Annotated in this window: 14 protein-coding genes and 1 riboswitch; of the genes, 6 read left to right on the top strand and 8 right to left on the bottom strand. The window is 72.0% G+C overall.

Annotated elements, in window-relative coordinates:
• Positions 1-124 precede the first annotated feature (124 nt).
• Positions 125-406, top strand: coding sequence for an HPr family phosphocarrier protein (locus ACF1BE_RS09165; protein ID WP_217128300.1), 282 nt, complete (start codon positions 125-127; stop codon positions 404-406).
• Positions 407-656: 250 nt separating this feature from the next.
• Here ACF1BE_RS09165 and ACF1BE_RS09160 read toward each other — a convergent pair whose 3' ends face one another.
• The 4 genes from ACF1BE_RS09160 to ACF1BE_RS09145 form a co-directional block, all read right to left on the bottom strand.
• The gene (locus ACF1BE_RS09160) at positions 657-1,343 is read right to left on the bottom strand and encodes a GntR family transcriptional regulator (protein ID WP_392198344.1); all 687 of its coding nucleotides are present in this window, start codon (positions 1,341-1,343) and stop codon (positions 657-659) included.
• 214 nt (positions 1,344-1,557) lie between these two features.
• Positions 1,558-2,313, bottom strand: a complete 756-nt coding sequence (locus ACF1BE_RS09155) for a M23 family metallopeptidase (RefSeq protein WP_392198343.1) — start codon at positions 2,311-2,313, stop codon at positions 1,558-1,560.
• 12 nt (positions 2,314-2,325) lie between these two features.
• Positions 2,326-2,486: riboswitch (cyclic di-AMP (ydaO/yuaA leader) on the bottom strand.
• A gap of 231 nt (positions 2,487-2,717) precedes the next feature.
• Positions 2,718-4,106, bottom strand: a complete 1,389-nt coding sequence (locus ACF1BE_RS09150; protein WP_392198342.1) for a M16 family metallopeptidase — start codon at positions 4,104-4,106, stop codon at positions 2,718-2,720.
• Positions 4,103-5,506, bottom strand: a complete 1,404-nt coding sequence (locus ACF1BE_RS09145; RefSeq protein WP_392198341.1) for a M16 family metallopeptidase — start codon at positions 5,504-5,506, stop codon at positions 4,103-4,105. The genes ACF1BE_RS09150 and ACF1BE_RS09145 overlap by 4 nt, the downstream gene beginning before the upstream one ends.
• A 270-nt stretch (positions 5,507-5,776) precedes the next feature.
• On the opposite strand from ACF1BE_RS09145, the gene ACF1BE_RS09140 reads away from it, so the two are divergent.
• The gene (locus ACF1BE_RS09140; RefSeq protein ID WP_392198340.1) at positions 5,777-8,236 is read left to right on the top strand and encodes a DNA topoisomerase (ATP-hydrolyzing) subunit A; all 2,460 of its coding nucleotides are present in this window, start codon (positions 5,777-5,779) and stop codon (positions 8,234-8,236) included.
• A 49-nt stretch (positions 8,237-8,285) separates the two neighbouring features.
• Here the strand turns inward: ACF1BE_RS09140 and ACF1BE_RS09135 are convergent, their stop codons facing one another.
• Positions 8,286-9,398 (bottom strand): CobW family GTP-binding protein, encoded by a 1,113-nt coding sequence (locus ACF1BE_RS09135; protein ID WP_392198339.1) that lies wholly within the window; start codon positions 9,396-9,398, stop codon positions 8,286-8,288.
• Positions 9,399-9,623: 225 nt separating this feature from the next.
• A complete protein-coding gene (locus ACF1BE_RS09130; RefSeq protein ID WP_392198338.1) occupies positions 9,624-10,790 on the bottom strand; it encodes a citrate synthase/methylcitrate synthase in 1,167 nt (388 codons plus the stop codon).
• Between the two features lie 140 nt (positions 10,791-10,930).
• Here ACF1BE_RS09130 and ACF1BE_RS09125 point away from each other — a divergent pair, with 140 nt between their 5' ends.
• The 4 genes from ACF1BE_RS09125 (at position 10,931) to ACF1BE_RS09110 (ending at position 15,745) form a co-directional block, all read left to right on the top strand.
• A complete protein-coding gene (locus ACF1BE_RS09125) occupies positions 10,931-12,187 on the top strand; it encodes a citrate synthase (protein WP_392198337.1) in 1,257 nt (418 codons plus the stop codon).
• A 115-nt stretch (positions 12,188-12,302) separates the two neighbouring features.
• Positions 12,303-13,244 (top strand): sucrase ferredoxin, encoded by a 942-nt coding sequence (locus ACF1BE_RS09120; protein ID WP_392198336.1) that lies wholly within the window; start codon positions 12,303-12,305, stop codon positions 13,242-13,244.
• Positions 13,245-13,373: 129 nt separating this feature from the next.
• Complete coding sequence (locus ACF1BE_RS09115; protein WP_392198335.1) at positions 13,374-15,071, top strand: ATP-binding protein; 1,698 nt, start codon at positions 13,374-13,376, stop codon at positions 15,069-15,071.
• Positions 15,068-15,745, top strand: a complete 678-nt coding sequence (locus ACF1BE_RS09110) for a response regulator (protein ID WP_392198334.1) — start codon at positions 15,068-15,070, stop codon at positions 15,743-15,745. The genes ACF1BE_RS09115 and ACF1BE_RS09110 overlap by 4 nt, the downstream gene beginning before the upstream one ends.
• Positions 15,746-15,762: 17 nt before the next feature.
• Here ACF1BE_RS09110 and ACF1BE_RS09105 read toward each other — a convergent pair whose 3' ends face one another.
• Together ACF1BE_RS09105 and ACF1BE_RS09100 are read right to left on the bottom strand one after the other, a co-directional pair.
• Positions 15,763-17,358: a cation acetate symporter gene (locus ACF1BE_RS09105; protein WP_392198333.1), complete on the bottom strand. Its 1,596-nt coding sequence runs from the start codon at positions 17,356-17,358 to the stop codon at positions 15,763-15,765.
• Entirely contained in the window at positions 17,355-17,903 is a 549-nt protein-coding gene (locus tag ACF1BE_RS09100) for a DUF485 domain-containing protein (RefSeq protein ID WP_392198332.1), read from the bottom strand. The genes ACF1BE_RS09105 and ACF1BE_RS09100 overlap by 4 nt, the downstream gene beginning before the upstream one ends.
• Positions 17,904-17,939 lie beyond the last annotated feature (36 nt).

Genomic DNA, 17,939 nt, shown 5'->3' with positions numbered 1-17,939 from the left:
ACGACACGCCGGACCGAGGCCGCGGTCCGACGGCGCACCGGAGGGGACGAAGGCCCGCTCCGGGCACGCTTCACGATATGGGAAACTGGTCTAGACAACCCTGAGCACTGAAGGGCAGCAACACATGGCTGAGCGCCGCGTCAACGTCGGCTGGGCCGAGGGTCTCCACGCCCGCCCCGCTTCCATCTTCGTCCGAGCCGCCACGGCCACAGGCGTCCCGGTGACGATCGCCAAGGCTGGAGGCGATCCCGTCAACGCGGCCTCCATGCTGGCCGTCCTGAGTCTGGGCGCCCAGGGAGGCGAGGAGATCGTCCTCGCCTCCGACGCCGAGGGCGCGGACGCCGCCCTCGACCGCCTGGCCAAGCTGGTCTCCGAGGGCCTCGAGGAGCTGCCCGAGACCGTCTGAGCGGCACCGCACAGAACGCCGGAGCCGCGTTCGCCCCCCGGGGCGGCGCGGCTTCGCCGTATCCGCGCAAAGCTCCGCACGGTCCACCGGTTTCCGGCCGCCGGTTCACAACCGGCCCGCGCCGGCATTTCCCGCGAATTCACGGAGAGCGGTTTTCACACGGCGGAGGGCAGCGGGAGGCAGCGGAGGGCAGCGAAAAAAGCCCGCCGAGGCCCCCCGAAATGACTCTCCTTTGTATACGGTGTCCCTGTTAATTCCGCGGGCCCGTCGTGTTTACGGCCCGTTGCGAAGTCCTCACACGCTCCGCGGCGCCCGAGAAACGCAGCCGGTGGCCGCCGGTGGCACGCTCGGTGTGCAGCGCGGTGAGCGCCCGCGCGCGCTCGCCGTCCCCCCGCGCCACCGCGTCCACGATCGCCCCGTGCTCCGCCCACGACTCCACCGGGCCGAGCGGCGTCGCCACCGCGTACATCCAGGCGATCTTGTGCCGCAGCTGGGTGAGCACCGAGGTCAGCGAGGGACTGCCGGAGGCCTGGGCGAGCGTCTCGTGGAACCAGCCGCCCAGCGCGCGCAGATCCTCGCTGCCGCCCCTCCTGGCCCGCTCCTGGCCCAGCCGGACCAGTCCGCGCAGCACCTTCAGATGGGCCTCCGTGCGTCGCTGCGCGGCCCGGGCGGCCCCCAACGGCTCCAGCAGCATCCGCATCTCCAGCAGGTCGGCGGCCTCCTGCTCGGTCGGTTCGGCCACGCACGCGCCCGCGTGCCGGCGTGTCACCACGAAGCCCTCCGCCTCCAGGGTGCGCAGGGCCTCTCGGACGGGGACACGCGAGACGCCGTAGCGGCGGGCCAGGACTTCCTCGGTGAGGCGGCTGCCGCGCTCGTAGACACCGGCGACGATGTCGTCCCGGACAGCGGTGCACACCGATTGCGCCGGAATACGCATGACCGACCTCCGCCTCAATACCCGTAAAACGCCGACGATGGACGCGTGTTCCCGCGACTCTATTCCAAGGGACTCGAATTTCCGACGGCAGGGAGTCATCCATGGATATTTTTTGGTCAGCGGGTCCTGCGGGCACCGGAAGGAAACGCGGAAAAAGGCGAAAGCCCCGGCTCGGTGAGCCGGGGCTTCGGATGCCGTGCGGACGACCGTCCGGTCAGACGTTCACGCCGTGCTTGCGGAGATAGGCGACGGGGTCGATGTCCGAGCCGTAGTCGGGGGTCGTACGGGCCTCGAAGTGCAGGTGCGGGCCGGTGACGTTGCCGGTCGCGCCCGACACGCCGATCTGCTGCCCCGGGACGACCTTCTGGCCCACCGTGACGCCGATGGACGACAGGTGGCCGTACTGGGTGTACATGCCGTCGGCCATCCGGATCACGATCTGGTTGCCGTACGCGCCGCCCCAGCCAGTGGAGACGACCGTGCCGGAACCCACCGCGTGGACGGAGGTGCCGCTGGCCGCGTGGAAGTCGACGCCGGTGTGCGAACCGGAGGACCACAGGGAGCTGCTGGCCTGGTAGGCCGTGGAGACGTACGAGTGCGCGATCGGGATCACGAAGGCGTTCAGCCGCTTGCGCTCGGCCTCACGAGCGGCACGGACCCGCGCCTCACGGACCTCCTCGGCCCGCTTCGCGGCCGCCTTCTCCGCGGCCTCCTCGGCCGCCTTCTGCTCGGCGGCCTGCTGCTGGGCGGCGGCCTGCGCGTCGATCTGCTCGGCGACGTCGTCGTTCACGGTGAGGACCGGAGTGAGGCCGGTCTGCTCCACGGGGCTTTCGGCGGCGAGCGCCGGGGACGCAGCGAGGGTGCCGATGACACCGGTGGTGGTGAGGGCCGCGACACCCGCCGCCTGAGCGGTGGTGCGCTTGACCCGGCCGGGCTTGCGGTGCTTCCCGGTGGCGCACATGAACGCCATGAAGTGGCTGGTCCTTTCCTTCCCTCTCGCCTACCGGGTTAGCTGACGGGTTCGGAGCAGGAAGGTCTCCTACGGGCCCCCTCGCTCACGCGCGGGCGCCCGATTCACCCCAGGGACGATGGGTCCCCGGCTCCCCTGGCTCGCGCCGTACGGGGACTCGGCGATGACTGTCCGGTGCCGCGGGTGCGGCGCACTGCCTGACGAACAGCCCGCATGACGGTACGGCGGCCCGCTTCTCATCCTCAAACAGATCCGGGTTTTTGTAGCGCATCCCACAGGGCAGACAGGCAACCTCCGCCCCAAAACGGGCATCTGAGGGAACGAGTGGAACAGCAGGGGCCCTGACGACCCGTAGGTCGGCAGGGCCCCACGCGCACATGGCACCGGCGCGTCCGCCGGTGCGTCTACTCCGCGGCGACGACGGTGACTTCGCCGATGCCGAGCGCCTCGACCGGCGCCTTGATCTGGGACGCGTCACCGACGAGGACCGTCACCAGGCGGTCCACCGGGAAGGCGTTCACGACGGCCGCGGTGGCCTCCACCGTGCCCGTTGCGGCCAGCCGCTGATACAGCGTCGCCTGGAAGTCGTCGGGCAGGTGCTGCTCGACCTGGTCGGCCAGCGTGCTGGCGACGGCCGCCGCGGTCTCGTACTTCAGCGGCGCCACACCGACGAGGTTCTGCACGGCGACGTCCCGCTCCGCGTCGGTCAGGCCCTCCGCCGCGAGCGTGCGCAGCACCTTCCACAGGTCGTCCAGCGCGGGGCCGGTGTTCGGCGTGTCCACCGAGCCGCTGATGGCGAGCATCGCCGCGCCCGTGCCGTCCGGCGCCGAGCGCAGGACCTGACCGAAGGCGCGCACACCGTAGGTGTAGCCCTTCTCCTCGCGCAGGACGCGGTCCAGTCGGGAGGTGAGGGTGCCGCCGAGGCAGTACGTGCCGAGCACCTGGGCGGGCCAGACCCGGTCGTGCCGGTCGGCCCCGACGCGGCCGATGAGCAGCTGCGTCTGGACGGCACCGGGCCGGTCCACGACGATCACGCGCCCGGTGTCGTCGGCGGTCACCGGCGGGACGGGCCGCGGCTCGCCCGGCGTGCCGGTCCAGGCGCCCAGGGTGTCGGCGAGCAGCGCGTCCAGATCGGCGCCGGTCAGGTCGCCGACGACGACCACGGTGGCCGTGGCGGGCCGCACATGGCGGTCGTAGAAGGCGCGCACGGCCTCCGCGTCGATCTTCCCGACCGTCTCCTCGGTGCCCTGGCGCGGGCGGGACATGCGCGAGGTCGCCGGGAACAGCTCCCTGGAGAGTTCCTTGGCGGCCCGGCGAGCCGGACTGGCCAGCTCGTGCGGGATCTCGTCCAGGCGGTTGCGGACCAGCCGCTCGACCTCGCTCTCGGCGAAGGCGGGCGCACGCAGGGCGTCGGCGAGCAGGCCGAGACCCCTGGCCAGGCGGGAGGCCGGGACCTCCAGGCCGAGCCGGACACCGGGGTGGTCGGCGTGCGCGTCGAGCGTGGCGCCCGCGCGCTCCAGCTCGGCGGCGAACTCCTCGGCCGAGTGCTTGTCGGTGCCCTCGGAGAAGGCCCGCGCCATGATCGTGGCGACGCCGTCCAGGCCGGCGGGCTCGGCGTCCAGCGGCGCGTCCAGCAGCACCTCCACGGCGACGACCTGCTGGCCGGGGCGGTGGCAGCGCAGCACGGTCAGGCCGTTGCCGAGGGTGCCGCGCTCCGGGGCCGGGAACGCCCAGGGCCTGGCCTCACCGGGCTGCGGCTGGGGGTGGAACTCCATGGTGGCGAGCTCGGTCACTTGGCCGTCTCCTCGTTCTCGGTCTCGACGCGGCCCGCCTCTACGGTGGCTTCCCGCTCCGGGTCCTCGGGGACCGCGGTGTCCTCGACGGCCTCCGGGGACTTCGGCTCGTAGACGAGGACCGCGCGGTTGTCGGGGCGCAGTCGGGCCTTGGCGACCTCCCGCACCTCCTCGGGGGTGACCTCCAGGACGCGCCGCACCGCGGTGAGGGCGAGCTGCGGGTCACCGAACAGGACGGCGTACCGGCACAGTTCGTCGGCGCGGCCCGCGACGGTGCCGAGCCGGTCCAGCCACTCGCGCTCCAGCTGGGCCTGCGCGCGCTCCATCTCCTCGGGGGTGGGGCCCTCCTCGGCGAACCGGGCCAGCTCCTCGTCGATGGCGGCCTCGATGACCGGCACCTCGACGTCACCGGACGTCTTCACGTCCAGCCAGCCCATGGAGGGCGCGCCGGCCAGGCGCAGCAGGCCGAAGCCGGCCGCGACGGCCGTACGGTCGCGGCGCACCAGCCGGTTGTAGAGCCGGGAGGACTCGCCGCCGCCGAGGACGGTCAGGGCGAGGTCGGCCGCGTCGCACGCGCGCGTACCGTCGTGCGGCAGCCGGTAGGCGGCCATCAGGGCGCGCGCGGGGACCTCCTCCACGACGACCTCGCGCAGCTGCTCACCGATGACGTCCGGCAGGGAACCGTCGCGGGGCTCGGGCTTGCCGTCGTGGGCGGCGATGGAGCCGAAGTACTTCTCGACCCAGGCGAGGGTCTGCTCGGGGTCGATGTCGCCGACCACGGAGAGCACCGCGTTGTTCGGCGCGTAGTAGGTGCGGAAGAACCGGCGCGCGTCCTCCAGGGTGGCCGCGTCCAGGTCCGCCATCGAGCCGATCGGCGTGTGGTGGTAGGGGTGGCCCTCCGGGTAGGACAGGGCGGTCAGCTTCTCGAAGGCGGTGCCGTAGGGCACGTTGTCGTAGCGCTGACGGCGCTCGTTCTTGACGACGTCCCGCTGGTTCTCCATGGACTCGTCGTCCAGGGCCGCCAGCAGGGAGCCCATGCGGTCGGCCTCCAGCCAGAGCGCCAGCTCCAGCTGGTGGGCGGGCATGGTCTCGAAGTAGTTGGTGCGCTCGAAGCTGGTGGTGCCGTTGAGCGAGCCGCCGGCGCCCTGCACCAGCTCGAAGTGGCCGTTGCCCTTGACCTGACCGGAACCCTGGAACATCAGGTGCTCGAAGAGGTGAGCCAGGCCGGTTCGCCCCTTGACTTCGTGGCGGGAGCCGACGTCGTACCAGAGGCAGACCGCCGCCACGGGGGTCAGGTGGTCCTCGGAGAGCACCACGCGCAGACCGTTGGCCAGGCGATGCTCGGTCGCTGTCAGGCCCCCGGAGCCTGCCTCGGCTGTGGTCGTGTGACCCATGGGCATGTACGTCCCTTCGCGAGCGGAGGCGGTCGTAGAAACCGCGGTTTTCCTGCCGTTCCTGCCACTGTATGCAAAGCGTGCGGGGCCCCGGCGAAGTTCCCGCGGGACGTACGCCCACAGCGGATCGCGTAGCCTGCGTGCGACCCGTCTCCGCAGGGCTCGCCGGCACCGGCCGGGCCGACGGAGACCGGGTCGTGGCCCGGGCTGTCAGTGCCGCGGTCCACAATGGTCCGCGTCAGTTCAGTCAGTCGCTTCAGCAAGGAGCCGGCAGCGATGGCCCGCCGCAGCACGAAGACCCCGCCGCCCGACGATTCGTACGAGGAGCGGATCCTCGACATCGACGTCGTGGACGAGATGCGTGGCTCCTACCTCGAGTACGCCTACTCGGTCATCTACTCGCGTGCCCTGCCGGACGCCCGTGACGGCCTCAAGCCGGTGCACCGCCGCATCGTGTACCAGATGAACGAGATGGGCCTGCGCCCCGAGCGCGGCTACGTGAAGTGCGCGCGTGTCGTCGGCGAGGTCATGGGCAAGCTGCACCCGCACGGCGACGCCTCGATCTACGACGCCCTGGTGCGCATGGCACAGCCGTTCTCCATGCGCGTGCCACTGGTCGACGGCCACGGCAACTTCGGCTCGCTGGGCAACGACGACCCGCCGGCCGCCATGCGGTACACCGAGTGCCGGATGGCCGAGGCGTCGAGCCTGATGACCGAGTCGATCGACGAGGACACGGTCGACTTCGCGCCGAACTACGACGGCCAGGAGCAGGAGCCGGTGGCGCTGCCGGCCGCCTTCCCGAACCTGCTGGTCAACGGCTCCTCGGGGATCGCGGTCGGCATGGCGACGAACATGCCGCCGCACAACCTGCGCGAGGTCATCGCCGCCGCCCGCCATCTGATCCGGTACCCGAACGCCGACCTCGACGCGCTGATGAGGCACGTGCCGGGCCCGGACCTGCCCACCGGCGGCCGGATCGTCGGACTGGGCGGCGTCCGTGACGCCTACGCGACGGGCCGCGGCACCTTCAAGATGCGCGCGACGGTCACCGTCGAGGCCGTCACCGCCCGCCGCAAGGGCCTGGTGGTCACCGAACTGCCGTTCACCGTCGGCCCCGAGAAGGTCATCGCGAAGATCAAGGATCTGGTCAACGCGAAGAAGATCCAGGGCATCGCCGACGTCAAGGACCTCACCGACCGCGAGCACGGCCTGCGCCTGGTCATCGAGATCAAGAACGGCTTCGTGCCCGAGGCGATCCTGGAGCAGCTGTACAAGCTGACGCCCATGGAGGAGTCCTTCGGCATCAACAACGTCGCCCTGGTCGACGGCCAGCCGCTCACCCTGGGCCTGAAGGAGCTGCTGGAGGTCTACCTCGACCACCGCTTCGAGGTGGTCCGGCGCCGCAGCGAGTTCCGCCGCGCCAAGAGGCGCGACCGGCTGCACCTGGTCGAGGGTCTGCTGACCGCACTGGTCGACATCGACGAGGTCATCCGGATCATCCGGTCCAGCGAGAACTCCGCGCAGGCCAAGGGCCGCCTGATGGAGCGGTTCTCGCTGAGCGAGGTGCAGACGCAGTACATCCTCGACACGCCGCTGCGCCGGCTCACCAAGTACGACCGGATCGAGCTGGAGGCGGAGCAGGAGCGGCTCACCACGGAGATCGCGGAGCTGACCCGCATCCTGGAGTCGGACGCGGAGCTGCGCAAGCTCGTCTCGGCCGAACTGGCCGCCGTGTCGAAGAAGTTCGGCACCGACCGGCGCACGGTCCTGCTGGAGTCCGCGGGCGCCCCCGCGGCCACCGTGCCGTTGCAGGTGGCCGACGACCCGTGCCGGGTGCTGCTGTCCTCGACGGGACTGCTGGCCCGTACGGCGAGCGTCGACACCTCCTCCGAGGGGGCGGACGCCAGGCGCGTCAAGCACGACGTGATCGTCTCGGCGGTGCCGACGACCGCGCGCGGGGTGATCGGCGCGGTGACATCGGCGGGCCGACTGCTGCGGATCAACGTCGTCGACCTGCCGCAGCTCCCGGAGACGGCGAGCGCGCCGAACCTCTCCGGAGGCGCTCCGCTGGCGGAGTTCGTCTCCCTGGAGGGTGACGAGACGGTGGTCTGCCTGACCACGCTGGACGAGTCGTCCCCGGGGCTGGCGCTCGGCACCGAGCAGGGCGTCGTCAAACGCGTGGTCCCCGACTACCCGTCCAACAAGGACGAGTTGGAAGTCATCACCCTGAAGGACGGCGACCGGATCGTCGGCGCGGTGGAGCTGCGCACCGGCGACGAGGACCTGGTGTTCATCACCGACGACGCGCAGCTGCTGCGCTTCCAGGCCTCCATCGTGCGCCCGCAGGGCCGTCCGGCCGGCGGCATGACCGGCATCAAGCTCACCGAGGGCGCGAAGGTGATCTCCTTCACGGCGGTCGACCCGGCCGTCGACGCGGTGGTGATCACGGTCGCCGGCTCGCGCGGCACGCTGGACGACTCGGTGCAGACGACTGCCAAGCTGACCCCGTTCGACCAGTATCCGCGCAAGGGCCGCGCCACGGGTGGCGTGCGCTGCCAGCGGTTCCTGAAGGGCGAGGACTGCCTGTCGCTGGCCTGGGCGGGCCCGGCTCCCGCGCGCGCGGCGCAGAAGAACGGCACCCCGGCGGAGCTGCCGGAACCCGACCCGCGCCGGGACGGCTCGGGCACGTCGCTGCCGAAGACGGTGGCCGTGGTGGCGGGGCCGGTCGGCTAGGACCTGGTGACGGGGCGGGCACCCCGGATTCGGGTGCCCGGGCCGGTGCTCATGCCTCGGTGGCGGGGCCGGCGTCCCAGGCCTCGTTCGCTTCCGCGGCCGGCTCCTCCTCGGTGCCCGGCACGTACCGCAGGACGCCCCACATGCCGTGCTCGTCGGCGTGCGGGGCGTCGTTCCCGCACGCCTTAAGCGCCTTGCCGAGCGCGTCGGTGACGATTCCGGAGCCGATCAGCACAAGCTGGGTGAGACGGTCGCCGCCGCTCGGCCAGGGCTCGGGGTAGAAGCGCAGGAACCGGCCGACGGCGTGCACGACGTAGCGGTTGAGCGGGTCGTACGGCCCGAAGTCGACGTACCCCTTGATCCGGTACAGCCCCTCGGGGCGGCTGTCCAGGAACTCCATGAGCCGACGGGGCTCCAGGGGCACGCCGGAGGTGAAGGACACGCTGTCGTAACCGGTGTGCAGATGGCCGGCGCCGGCGTGCTCGTCGTCCGCGCCGGACTCGTGCAGGTCGTCGAAGGACAGCTGCCCGACGCGTTCTCCGACGGGCTTGCAGTCGAAGAGGAACTCCGGGTCGATGCGGCCGTACGTGGCGGGGACGACGGCCGCGCGGCCGGTGAGCGAGCGGACGAGGCGCAGGGTCCGGTCGGCGTCGTCCACGCGGTCCAGCTTGTTGACGACGACCAGGTCGGCCAGGGCGAGATGCCGGTCGATCTCGGGGTGCTTCGCGCGCGTGTCGTCGAACTCGGCGGCGTCGACGACCTCCACGAGGCCGCCGTAGACGATGCCCGGGTGCTCGCTGGCCAGGACCATCCGCACGAGTTCCTGCGGCTCGGCGAGCCCACTGGCCTCGATGACGATGACGTCGACACCGGCGGCGGGCGCGGCGAGCCGGTCCAGGTAGAGGTCGAGTTCACCGGCGTCGACGGCACAGCACAGGCAGCCGTTGCCGAGCGAGACGGTCGAGTCGCCGAGTGCGCCCGCGACGGCCATCGCGTCGATCTGGATGGCCCCGAAGTCGTTGACGATCGCCCCGATCCGGCTGCCTCCGCTGCGGTGCAGCAGGTGGTTGAGGAGCGTGGTCTTCCCGGAGCCCAGGAATCCGGCGAGCACGACGACCGGGATCTGCCGCGGACCGCGGCTGTTCCCTGAGCTGTTCCCCAACGGGCGACCTCTCTGACGCACCAGCGCGCACCGGCTCGGGGCCCGGCGCGCGGACGAGCATGGACCGAGCGTCCAGGATACGAGCGGGCTGCAGTGTGGGGAAAAGACGCGTCGGCCTGACCGGGACGGGTGACCGGTCGGACCGCTCACCTGACGGTCGGTCGTCCCCTCGTCCGGCAGGCCGGTCGGCCGCTCGCCCGGCGGCTGGTCGGCCCGCTTCGGCGACTATCCGGCTGCCGGCACCACGGCCACCGGCTCGGGCCCCACGTACCGCGCCACCGGGCGGATGATCTTCGAGTCGGCCGCCTGCTCCAGGACGTTGGCGCTCCAGCCCACGACCCGTCCCGCGGCGAACGTGGGCGTGAACATCTCCCGGGGCAGGCCGCACAGTTCCATGACCACACCGGCGTAGAACTCGACGTTCGTGTGCAGTTCACGGCCGGGCTTCAGCTCGGCGAGGATGGCCTCCACCCGGCGCTCGACCTCCACCGCGAAGTCCACCCGGGGACCGCCGAATCCGAGGGCGATCTCGCGCAGCATCCGCGAGCGGGGGTCCTCCGTGCGGTAGACGGCGTGGCCGAAGCCCATGATCCGGTCGCCCGCGCCCACCCGCTGCCGTATCCAGGAGTCGATCCGACCGGGCACCCCGATCGCGTCCAGCGTGTCCAGGGCTCGGCTGGGCGCACCTCCGTGCAGCGGCCCGGACAGCGCGCCGACGGCGCCGGCCAGGCAGGCCGCGATGTCGGCGCCCGTGGAGGCGATGACACGGGCCGTGAAGGTCGACGCGTTGAATCCGTGATCAATGGTTGAGATCAGGTACTGCTCGACCGCGCGGGCCCGGCGCGGATCGGGTTCGGAACCGGTGAGCATATACAGGTAGTTGGCCGCGTGGGAGAGGTCCGTGCGCGGCTCGACGGGGTCCAGTCCCTGGCCGAGCCGGTACAGAGCGGCCAGCAGGGTGGGTACGGCCGCACAGGCCGCCAGGGTGTCGTCGCGCCGCCGGTCCGCGTCGATGTCGTACACCGGCCGGAAACCCCGCGTGGCGCCCAGCAGCGACAGCGCGGTGCGCAGGCCGGCCAGTGGACCGGAGGCACGGCCGGCCTCGGCGATCGCGGGCAGGACCGCGCTCACCTCCTCGGGCAGGCGTCGCAGTGCCGCGGTCTGCGCGGCGAAGGCGGCACCGCGCTCAGCGTCGGGGAGTGTGCCGTGCACCAGGAGATGCCACACGTCCTCGAAGCCGCGGGTGCGGGCAAGGTCGACGGCCGAGTACTGGCGGTAGTGGTAGAAGCCCTCGCGGCCCCGGACGTCACCGATCTCGGTCTCGGTGACGACGACGCCCGCGAGACCGCGCGGCGCGTCGATGAGGGGGGTGGCGGTCCTGTCGACGGTCATGGTTGTCCTCCCTGGATGCTCTGGGCTCCCTGGACTCTTCGGTCTTCATGCGACTATCCATAGTTGATTAATTATCTGTCAATATTGATTGAATCAACTTGCAGGTATCAAGGTGTGCAGAGGCCGCTACGGTGAACTCCATGCGCGATCACGAACCCGCTCCGCACCGCCCCGGGCGCCGGCTCACCACCAAGGAGGCCGCCGAGCTGCTCGGCGTGAAGCCCGAGACGGTCTACGCGTACGTGAGCCGAGGCCTGCTCAGCAGCAGACGCGAACCCGGCGGCCGGGCCAGCACCTTCGAGGCCAGGGAGGTGGAGGCCCTCGCCCGCCGCAACCGACGAGAGGCGGCCGGCGGTCCGGGCTCCGGCGGAGACCTCTCCGTGCGCACCCGGATCACGCTGATCGAGCAGGACCGGTACTTCTTCCGGGGCGTGGACGCCGTCGATCTGGCCGTCCGCCACTCCTACGAGGAGGTCGCGGAGTGGCTGTGGACGGGCCGGCTGACCCCGGGGGTGACGTTCTCCGCACCCCCGACCACCGTCGAGGTCGCCCGCCGCGCGGTCGCCGCCCTCTCCGAGCACGCCTCTCCGACCGACCGGCTGCGGGTGGCGGCGATCGCCGCGGCGGCCGAGGACCCCCTGCGCTTCGACCTGTCCGAGGAGGCCGTGCTGAACACGGCACGGACCCTCATCCCCACCCTCGTCGCCGCGCTGCCGCCGGCCCGGGACGACCACAAGGACGACGGCCCGCTCGCCCACCGCCTGTGGGGCCGGCTCACCGGCCGTCCGGCCGACGAGGCCTCCCTGCGTGTCCTGGACACCGCGCTGGCCCTGCTCGCCGACCACGACCTGGCCGCGTCCACGCTCGCGGTCCGGGTCGCCGCCTCCGCCCGGGCGCACGCCTACGCGGCCGTCTCGTCCGGCCTCGGCGTCCTGGAGGGCCCGCTGCACGGCGCCGCCAGTGGCCTGGCCCACCGGATGCTGCTCGACGTGCTCGACCAGGGCACAGCGGTCCCGGTGATCGCCGACGAACTCCGCGCGGGTCGCCGCGTACCCGGGCTCGGGCACCGGCTCTACGTCGGCGAAGACCCCCGCGCGCGCGTGCTGTTCGACCTCCTGGAGGAGGTCCCGCGCGCGGAGTCCGCGCTGCTCGCCGCCCGCGACATCGTCACCACGACCACCCGGCACACGCCACTGCACGCCAACGTCGACCTGGCTCTCGCCGTGTTCACCGCCTCCAGCGGCATGCCTGCCACGGCCGGCGAGACCATCTTCGCCGTCGCGCGGACGGCGGGCTGGATCGCGCACGCCCTGGAGGAGTACGGCGAGCGCCCGCTGCGTATGCGCCCCAGCGGCCACTACGTCGGCGCGCGACCGCCGCAGCCCCTCCCGGACTAGGGTCTTTCGTTCGGATCAGGCCGGACCCGCGAGCCCGGCATGATCCGAACGAGAGGGCCTAGGACACGGCCAGGCCGGAAGTCGCCTCGGAACGACTCAGGTTAGGCTCACCTCTGTGAGTAGGTGTGCGACCGTGTCCCGAAACCTCGACGAGCCGCTTTCCGGCACAGCGGCCACGGCGACGACCTGGCTGCTGCTGGAACAGCCCGGCCCGTGGGGTGCCGAGGCGCTCACTTCGAGTCACCTGGACTCCGCGCTGGGCCGGGCCCTTGAGGCCGCCGCCGACGGAACGGGTGTACGCGTCGCCCTGATCCGGCAGCCGGGGCCGCATGCCGACCACGGCGCGCCCCCGGTCCGCCAGGTGTACGCGGCCCACACCGTTCCGGGACGCGTGTGGCTGCACAGCGCCATCACCCGGGATCCTCAACGGCTCCTCCAACTGGACTTCCCCGCCCTGGGAGCGGGCGACCACCGTTCCCTCGGCACCGTGCTCGGTGCGCGGCCGCACCGCGGTGACCCGCTCGCACTCGTGTGCACCAACGGCAAGCGCGACCGCTGCTGCGCCCTCCTGGGCCGCCCCCTCGCCGCCGAGCTGGCCGACTCGGGAGTGCGCGGGGTGTGGGAGGTCACCCATCTGGGTGGACATCGTTTCGCGCCGACGGTGCTCGTGCTGCCGTACGGCTACGCCTACGGCCGCGCCGGGGCCCACACCATCAAGGAAGCCCTGCACGGCGTACGGGAGGGCCGTGTGGTCGTCGAGGGATGCCGGGGGTGCTCCGCCTGGGCCCGGCCCGGCCAGGCGGCCGAGCTGGCCGTCCGGTCCGCCGCGGGCGAGTACCGGGCGGGTGTGCTCAGCGTGGTGCGGACCGATGGCGGAGCCCCGCGCTGGGAGGTCACCGTCGTCCACGCCGACGGTCGCCGTTGGCGCGTCACCGTGGCTCAGGGCGCGTCGCTTCCGCCCCGGCCCGAGAGCTGCGGCGCGGCGGTGCTCGGTGCGCCCGCGCGGATGGACGTGACCCACCTGCGCGCACTGAGCCCGACGGCGCTGGCCGGCTAGGCGGGACGCGCGATCGACGGCAGCGGCCGGCCGGTTCTGCCGAGCATTGATCAGTGCGTCAAGATTGATCAAGAGATCCCCGCCACACGCGCTGGGGCGCTCACGGCCGTCCCACGTACCGTCGTGGGTATGAGCCCCACTCCCCCCGCCCGTCGCCTGCGCCTCGGTCTGCCCCGGCGGATGTTCTCGCAGGTGCTGCTGATGCAGGTGGCGATCGCCGCGGGAGTCGCCGTGCTCGCGACCGGGCTGTTCCTGGCGCCGCTGAGCAAGCAGCTGGACCAGGAGGCGATGCGCCGCGCGCTGGCCATCGCCGAGACCACCGCCCAGGATCCGCAGATCGCCGAAGGCGTCCTCACCGCCCCGCCGGACAGGACCGGACCCGTACAACGGGAGGCCGAGCGAATACGGCGGGCCACCCACGCCGAGTACATCGTGGTACTGAACCGGGACTGGGTGCGCTGGTCGCACCCCACGGCCTCGGAGATCGGCCGGCGCGTCTCCACCGACCCCACCGACGCCCTGGCCGGCAAGGAGGTCATGGAGATCGACAAGGGCACCCTCGGGCGCTCGGCCCGTGGGAAGGTGCCGCTGTACGACCCCGGGCACCGCGTCGTCGGCGCGGTCTCGGTGGGCATCGCCTACGACAGCGTCCGGGCTCGGCTGATCAGTGCGATCCCGGGGCTGTTCGCGTACGCCGGCGGTGCGCTCGCGGTGGGCGCCCTGGCCGCCTGGCTGATCTCACGCCGGGTCCAGCGGCAGACCCGGGACCTCGCGTTCTCCGACATCTCGGCGCTGCTCGCGGAGCGTGAGGCGATGCTGCACGGCATCCGGGAGGGCGTTGTCGCGCTCGACCGCGGTGGCCGGATCCGCCTGCTCAACGACGAGGCGCGGCGGCTGCTGGGCATCGGCGACGAGGCGGTCGGGCGGGCCCCCGACGAGGCGCTCGGCGCGGGCCGTACGACGGACGTGCTCGCCGGCCGGGTGACCGGCACCGACCTGCTGACCGTGCGCGGCCAACGGGTCCTGGTCGCCAACCGGATGCCCATCGACGACGGGGGCGCCGTCGCCACCCTGCGCGACCGCACCGAACTGGAACAGCTGGGCCGCGAACTCGACTCCACCCGTGGACTGATCGACGCCCTGCGCGCCCAGGACCACGAGCATGCCAACCGCATGCACACCCTGCTCGGGCTGCTGGAACTGGAGATGTACGACGACGCCGTGGAGTTCGTCGGTGAAGTGGTGGGCGACCACCGGGCCACCGCCGAGCAGGTAACCGAGAGGATCCAGGACCCGCTGCTGGCCGCGCTGCTGGTCGGCAAGGCGACCGTGGCGGCCGAGCGCGGCGTCGCCCTGCGGGTGTCGGAGCGCACCCGGCTCCCGGATCGGCTGGTCGATCCTCGAGGGCTGGTGACGATCGTGGGCAACCTCGTGGACAACGCCGTGGACGCGGTCGCGGGCACCCCGCACGCGCGCGTGGAGGCCGAGTTGCGCACGGAAGGCCGTACGGTCGTACTCCGGGTGTGCGACACCGGCCCCGGCATCCCGGCGGACCAGCGGGAGCTGGTCTTCACGGAAGGGTGGTCCACCAAGGAGCCGCCCGCGCACGGGAAACGGGGCATCGGACTCTCCCTGGTGCGCCGCCTCGCCGAACGGCAGGGCGGCAGCGCGGCCGTGGGTGCGGCGGCCGGTGGCGGCGCCGAGTTCACCGTGGTGCTGCCCGAGGCGCTGACCGGGCCGGGGAACGATCCGGCGGTGCGCGAGGAGCCTCCCGAGGGCGCCGCCGGCGTCGTCGTCACCGCCGAGGCCGAGGAGGAGGCGCGATGATCGAGGTTCTGGTCGTGGACGACGACATCCGCGTCGCCCGCGTCAACGCCGCCTACGTGCAGAAGGTGCCCGGCTTCCATGTGGCCGGCCAGGCACACAACGCCGCCGAGGCGCTGCGCCAGGTGGAGAACCTGCCGCGGCTGGACCTGGTCCTGCTGGATCATTACCTGCCCGACGGCACGGGGCTTGCGGTCGTCCAGGAGATGCGCCGGCGCGGCCACCAGACAGATGTGATCATGGTGACCGCGGCGCGGGACGTGTCGACCGTCCAGGCGGCCATGCGGCATGGAGCGCTCCAGTACCTGGTGAAACCGTTCGCCTTCGCCGGACTGCGGGCCAAGCTGGAGGCCTACGCCGAGCTGCGGCGGACCCTGGACGGCGGCGGCGAGGCCGAACAGGCGCAGGTGGACCGCATCTTCGGTGCCCTGTCCGCCCCGTCGGAGCCCCGGTTGCCCAAGGGGCACTCCCCCACCACGGCCGAGCTGGTGCGCCAGGCACTGATCAACGCAGAGGGGCCGCTGTCCGCCCAGGAGATCGCCGAGCGGACGGGGGTGAGCCGGCAGACCGCCCAGCGGTACCTGAAACTTCTGGAACGCACCGGACGGACCCGGTTGACCCTCAGGTACGGCGACGCGGGCCGCCCGGAACACCGGTACGCCTGGGTGGCGCCGTAGCGCCGTGAGCGGCCCGGTCAGACGGCCCCGGCCCCGGTCAGCGAGCGCACCTCCGTCTCCGCGTACTTGGCCTCGTCCGCGACCTCGTCCGAGGTGACCGTACCCAGCCAGCCGGCGAGGAAGCCGAGCGGGATGGAGACGATGCCCGGGTTCTCCAGCGGGAAGTACTGGAAGTCGACGTCCGGGAACAGGGAACCCGGACTGCCGGAAACCACCGGGGAGAGCAGCACGAGCCCGATCGCGGGGAACAGCCCGCCGTACACCGCCCACACCGCGCCGCGTGTGGTGAAGCCCCGCCAGAACAGCGAGTAGAGCAGGACCGGCAGGTTCGCCGACGCGGCCACCGCGAAGGCCAGACCCACCAGGAAGGCGACGTTGAGATCGCGGGCCAGCAGACCGAGTGCGATCGCCACGACGCCGACACCGACCGCCGCCCACCGGGCCACCGTCACCTCACTGCGCGGGGCCCTGCGGTGCGGCCGGCGCAGCGAGGCGTAGAGGTCATGGGCGACCGAGGCCGAGGAGGCGAGCGTGATGCCGGCGACCACCGCGAGGATGGTGGCGAAGGCGACGGCAGCGACGATCGCGAGGAGGACCGTCCCTCCGGTGGAGCCCGCTCCACCGCCCAGGTCGAGGGCGAGAAGGGGCACCGCCGTGTTCCCCGCCGCGTTCGAACCGCGCACGGCCTGCGGCCCCACCACCGCCGCCGCTCCGAACCCGAGGACGATCGTCATCAGGTAGAAGCTGCCGATCAGGCCGATGGACCACACGACGGAGCGGCGGGCCGCCCGCGCCGTCGGCACGGTGTAGAAGCGGGACAGGATGTGCGGCAGACCTGCCGTGCCCAGCACCAGCGCGATTCCCAGGCTGATGAAGTCGAGACGGGCCGTCCAGTCCCCGCCGTACTTCAGGCCCGGCGCCAGGAAAGCCTTCCCGTGCCCGCTGCGCTCCGCGGCCGTGAGCAGCAGCTGGTCCACGTCTCCGTGGAACCGCACGAGAACGAGCACGGTCAGCGTGACCGTCCCGCCGAGCAGTATCACCGCCTTCACGATCTGGATCCAGGTGGTGGCCCGCATCCCTCCCAACGACACATAGATCACCATGAGCGCACCGACGCCGATGACCGTCCAGGCCTGGGCCGCACCGCTGGTCCGCCCCAGCAGCAGCGCCACCAGGCTGCCGGCGCCGACCATTTGTGCCACCAGGTAGAGAACGGACACCGTGACCGAGGAAGTTCCCGCGGCGATCCGCACCGGCCGTTCGCTCATCCGCGCGGCCACCACGTCGGCCAGGGTGAACCGCCCGCAGTTGCGCACCAGTTCGGCCACCAGGAGCAGCACGACCAGCCACGCCACGAGGAATCCCACCCCGTACAGCAGCCCGTCGTACCCGTACAGCGCGATCAGCCCGCTGATCCCGAGGAAGGAGGCCGCCGACATGTAGTCGCCCGCGATGGCGAACCCGTTCTCCATCGGGGAGAACAACCGCCCGCCGACGTAGAACTCCTCCGCCGAACCGTGCCGCTTACGGCTCACCCAGGTCGTGATCCCGAGGGTGACCGCCACGAAGCCGCTGAACAGCAGCAGTGCGAGAGTCTGATGGTCACCGGTCACAAGGCACCCCTCCGCACTCCGCGGGTCAGTTCCTGCGTGTCCCAGCGCAGCTCCAGCGCGGCCCGGTCCCGGCGCATCCGCGCGTGCCGGGCGTAGGCCCAGGTCAGCAGGAACGTGGTGAGGAACTGTCCGAGCCCCGCGAGCATGCCCACGTTCACCGCCCCCACCACGGGCCGGGCCATGAGCCGGGGTGCGGTCGTCGCGGTGATCACGTACGCCACGTACCAGGCGAGGAAGGTGGTGGCGCCCGGCACCACGAACCGGCGGTACCTGCCGCGCACCTCCTGGAACGCCTTGCTGCGCTGGACCTCGAGGTACACGTCCCGGGCACGTACCGCCGCTGCGTCCGGGCTCCGGCGAGCGGGCGGCACGGCCGGCGCCGGGCTGCCGGTGCCGTCCAGTTCACCCCAACCCGAGGCCGGCGCGTCGTGCCAGGGGTCTACATACGTCACGTCACGGGCGGGCGCGCCGTGTTCTTGCTGGTTCCCGGCCGAACTGTCGGGACCGTCCCCGACTCCGCGGGAGCGACCTTTGCTTGACTGCATGCCCAAGCATGGACAGACCGGGAGCTTCCGCGACTT

It is taken from the genome of Streptomyces sp. NPDC014991, assembly GCF_043080665.1.
In the GTDB taxonomy this organism is placed as follows: domain Bacteria; phylum Actinomycetota; class Actinomycetes; order Streptomycetales; family Streptomycetaceae; genus Streptomyces.
This window is presented reverse-complemented; position numbering and strand designations above follow the sequence as displayed.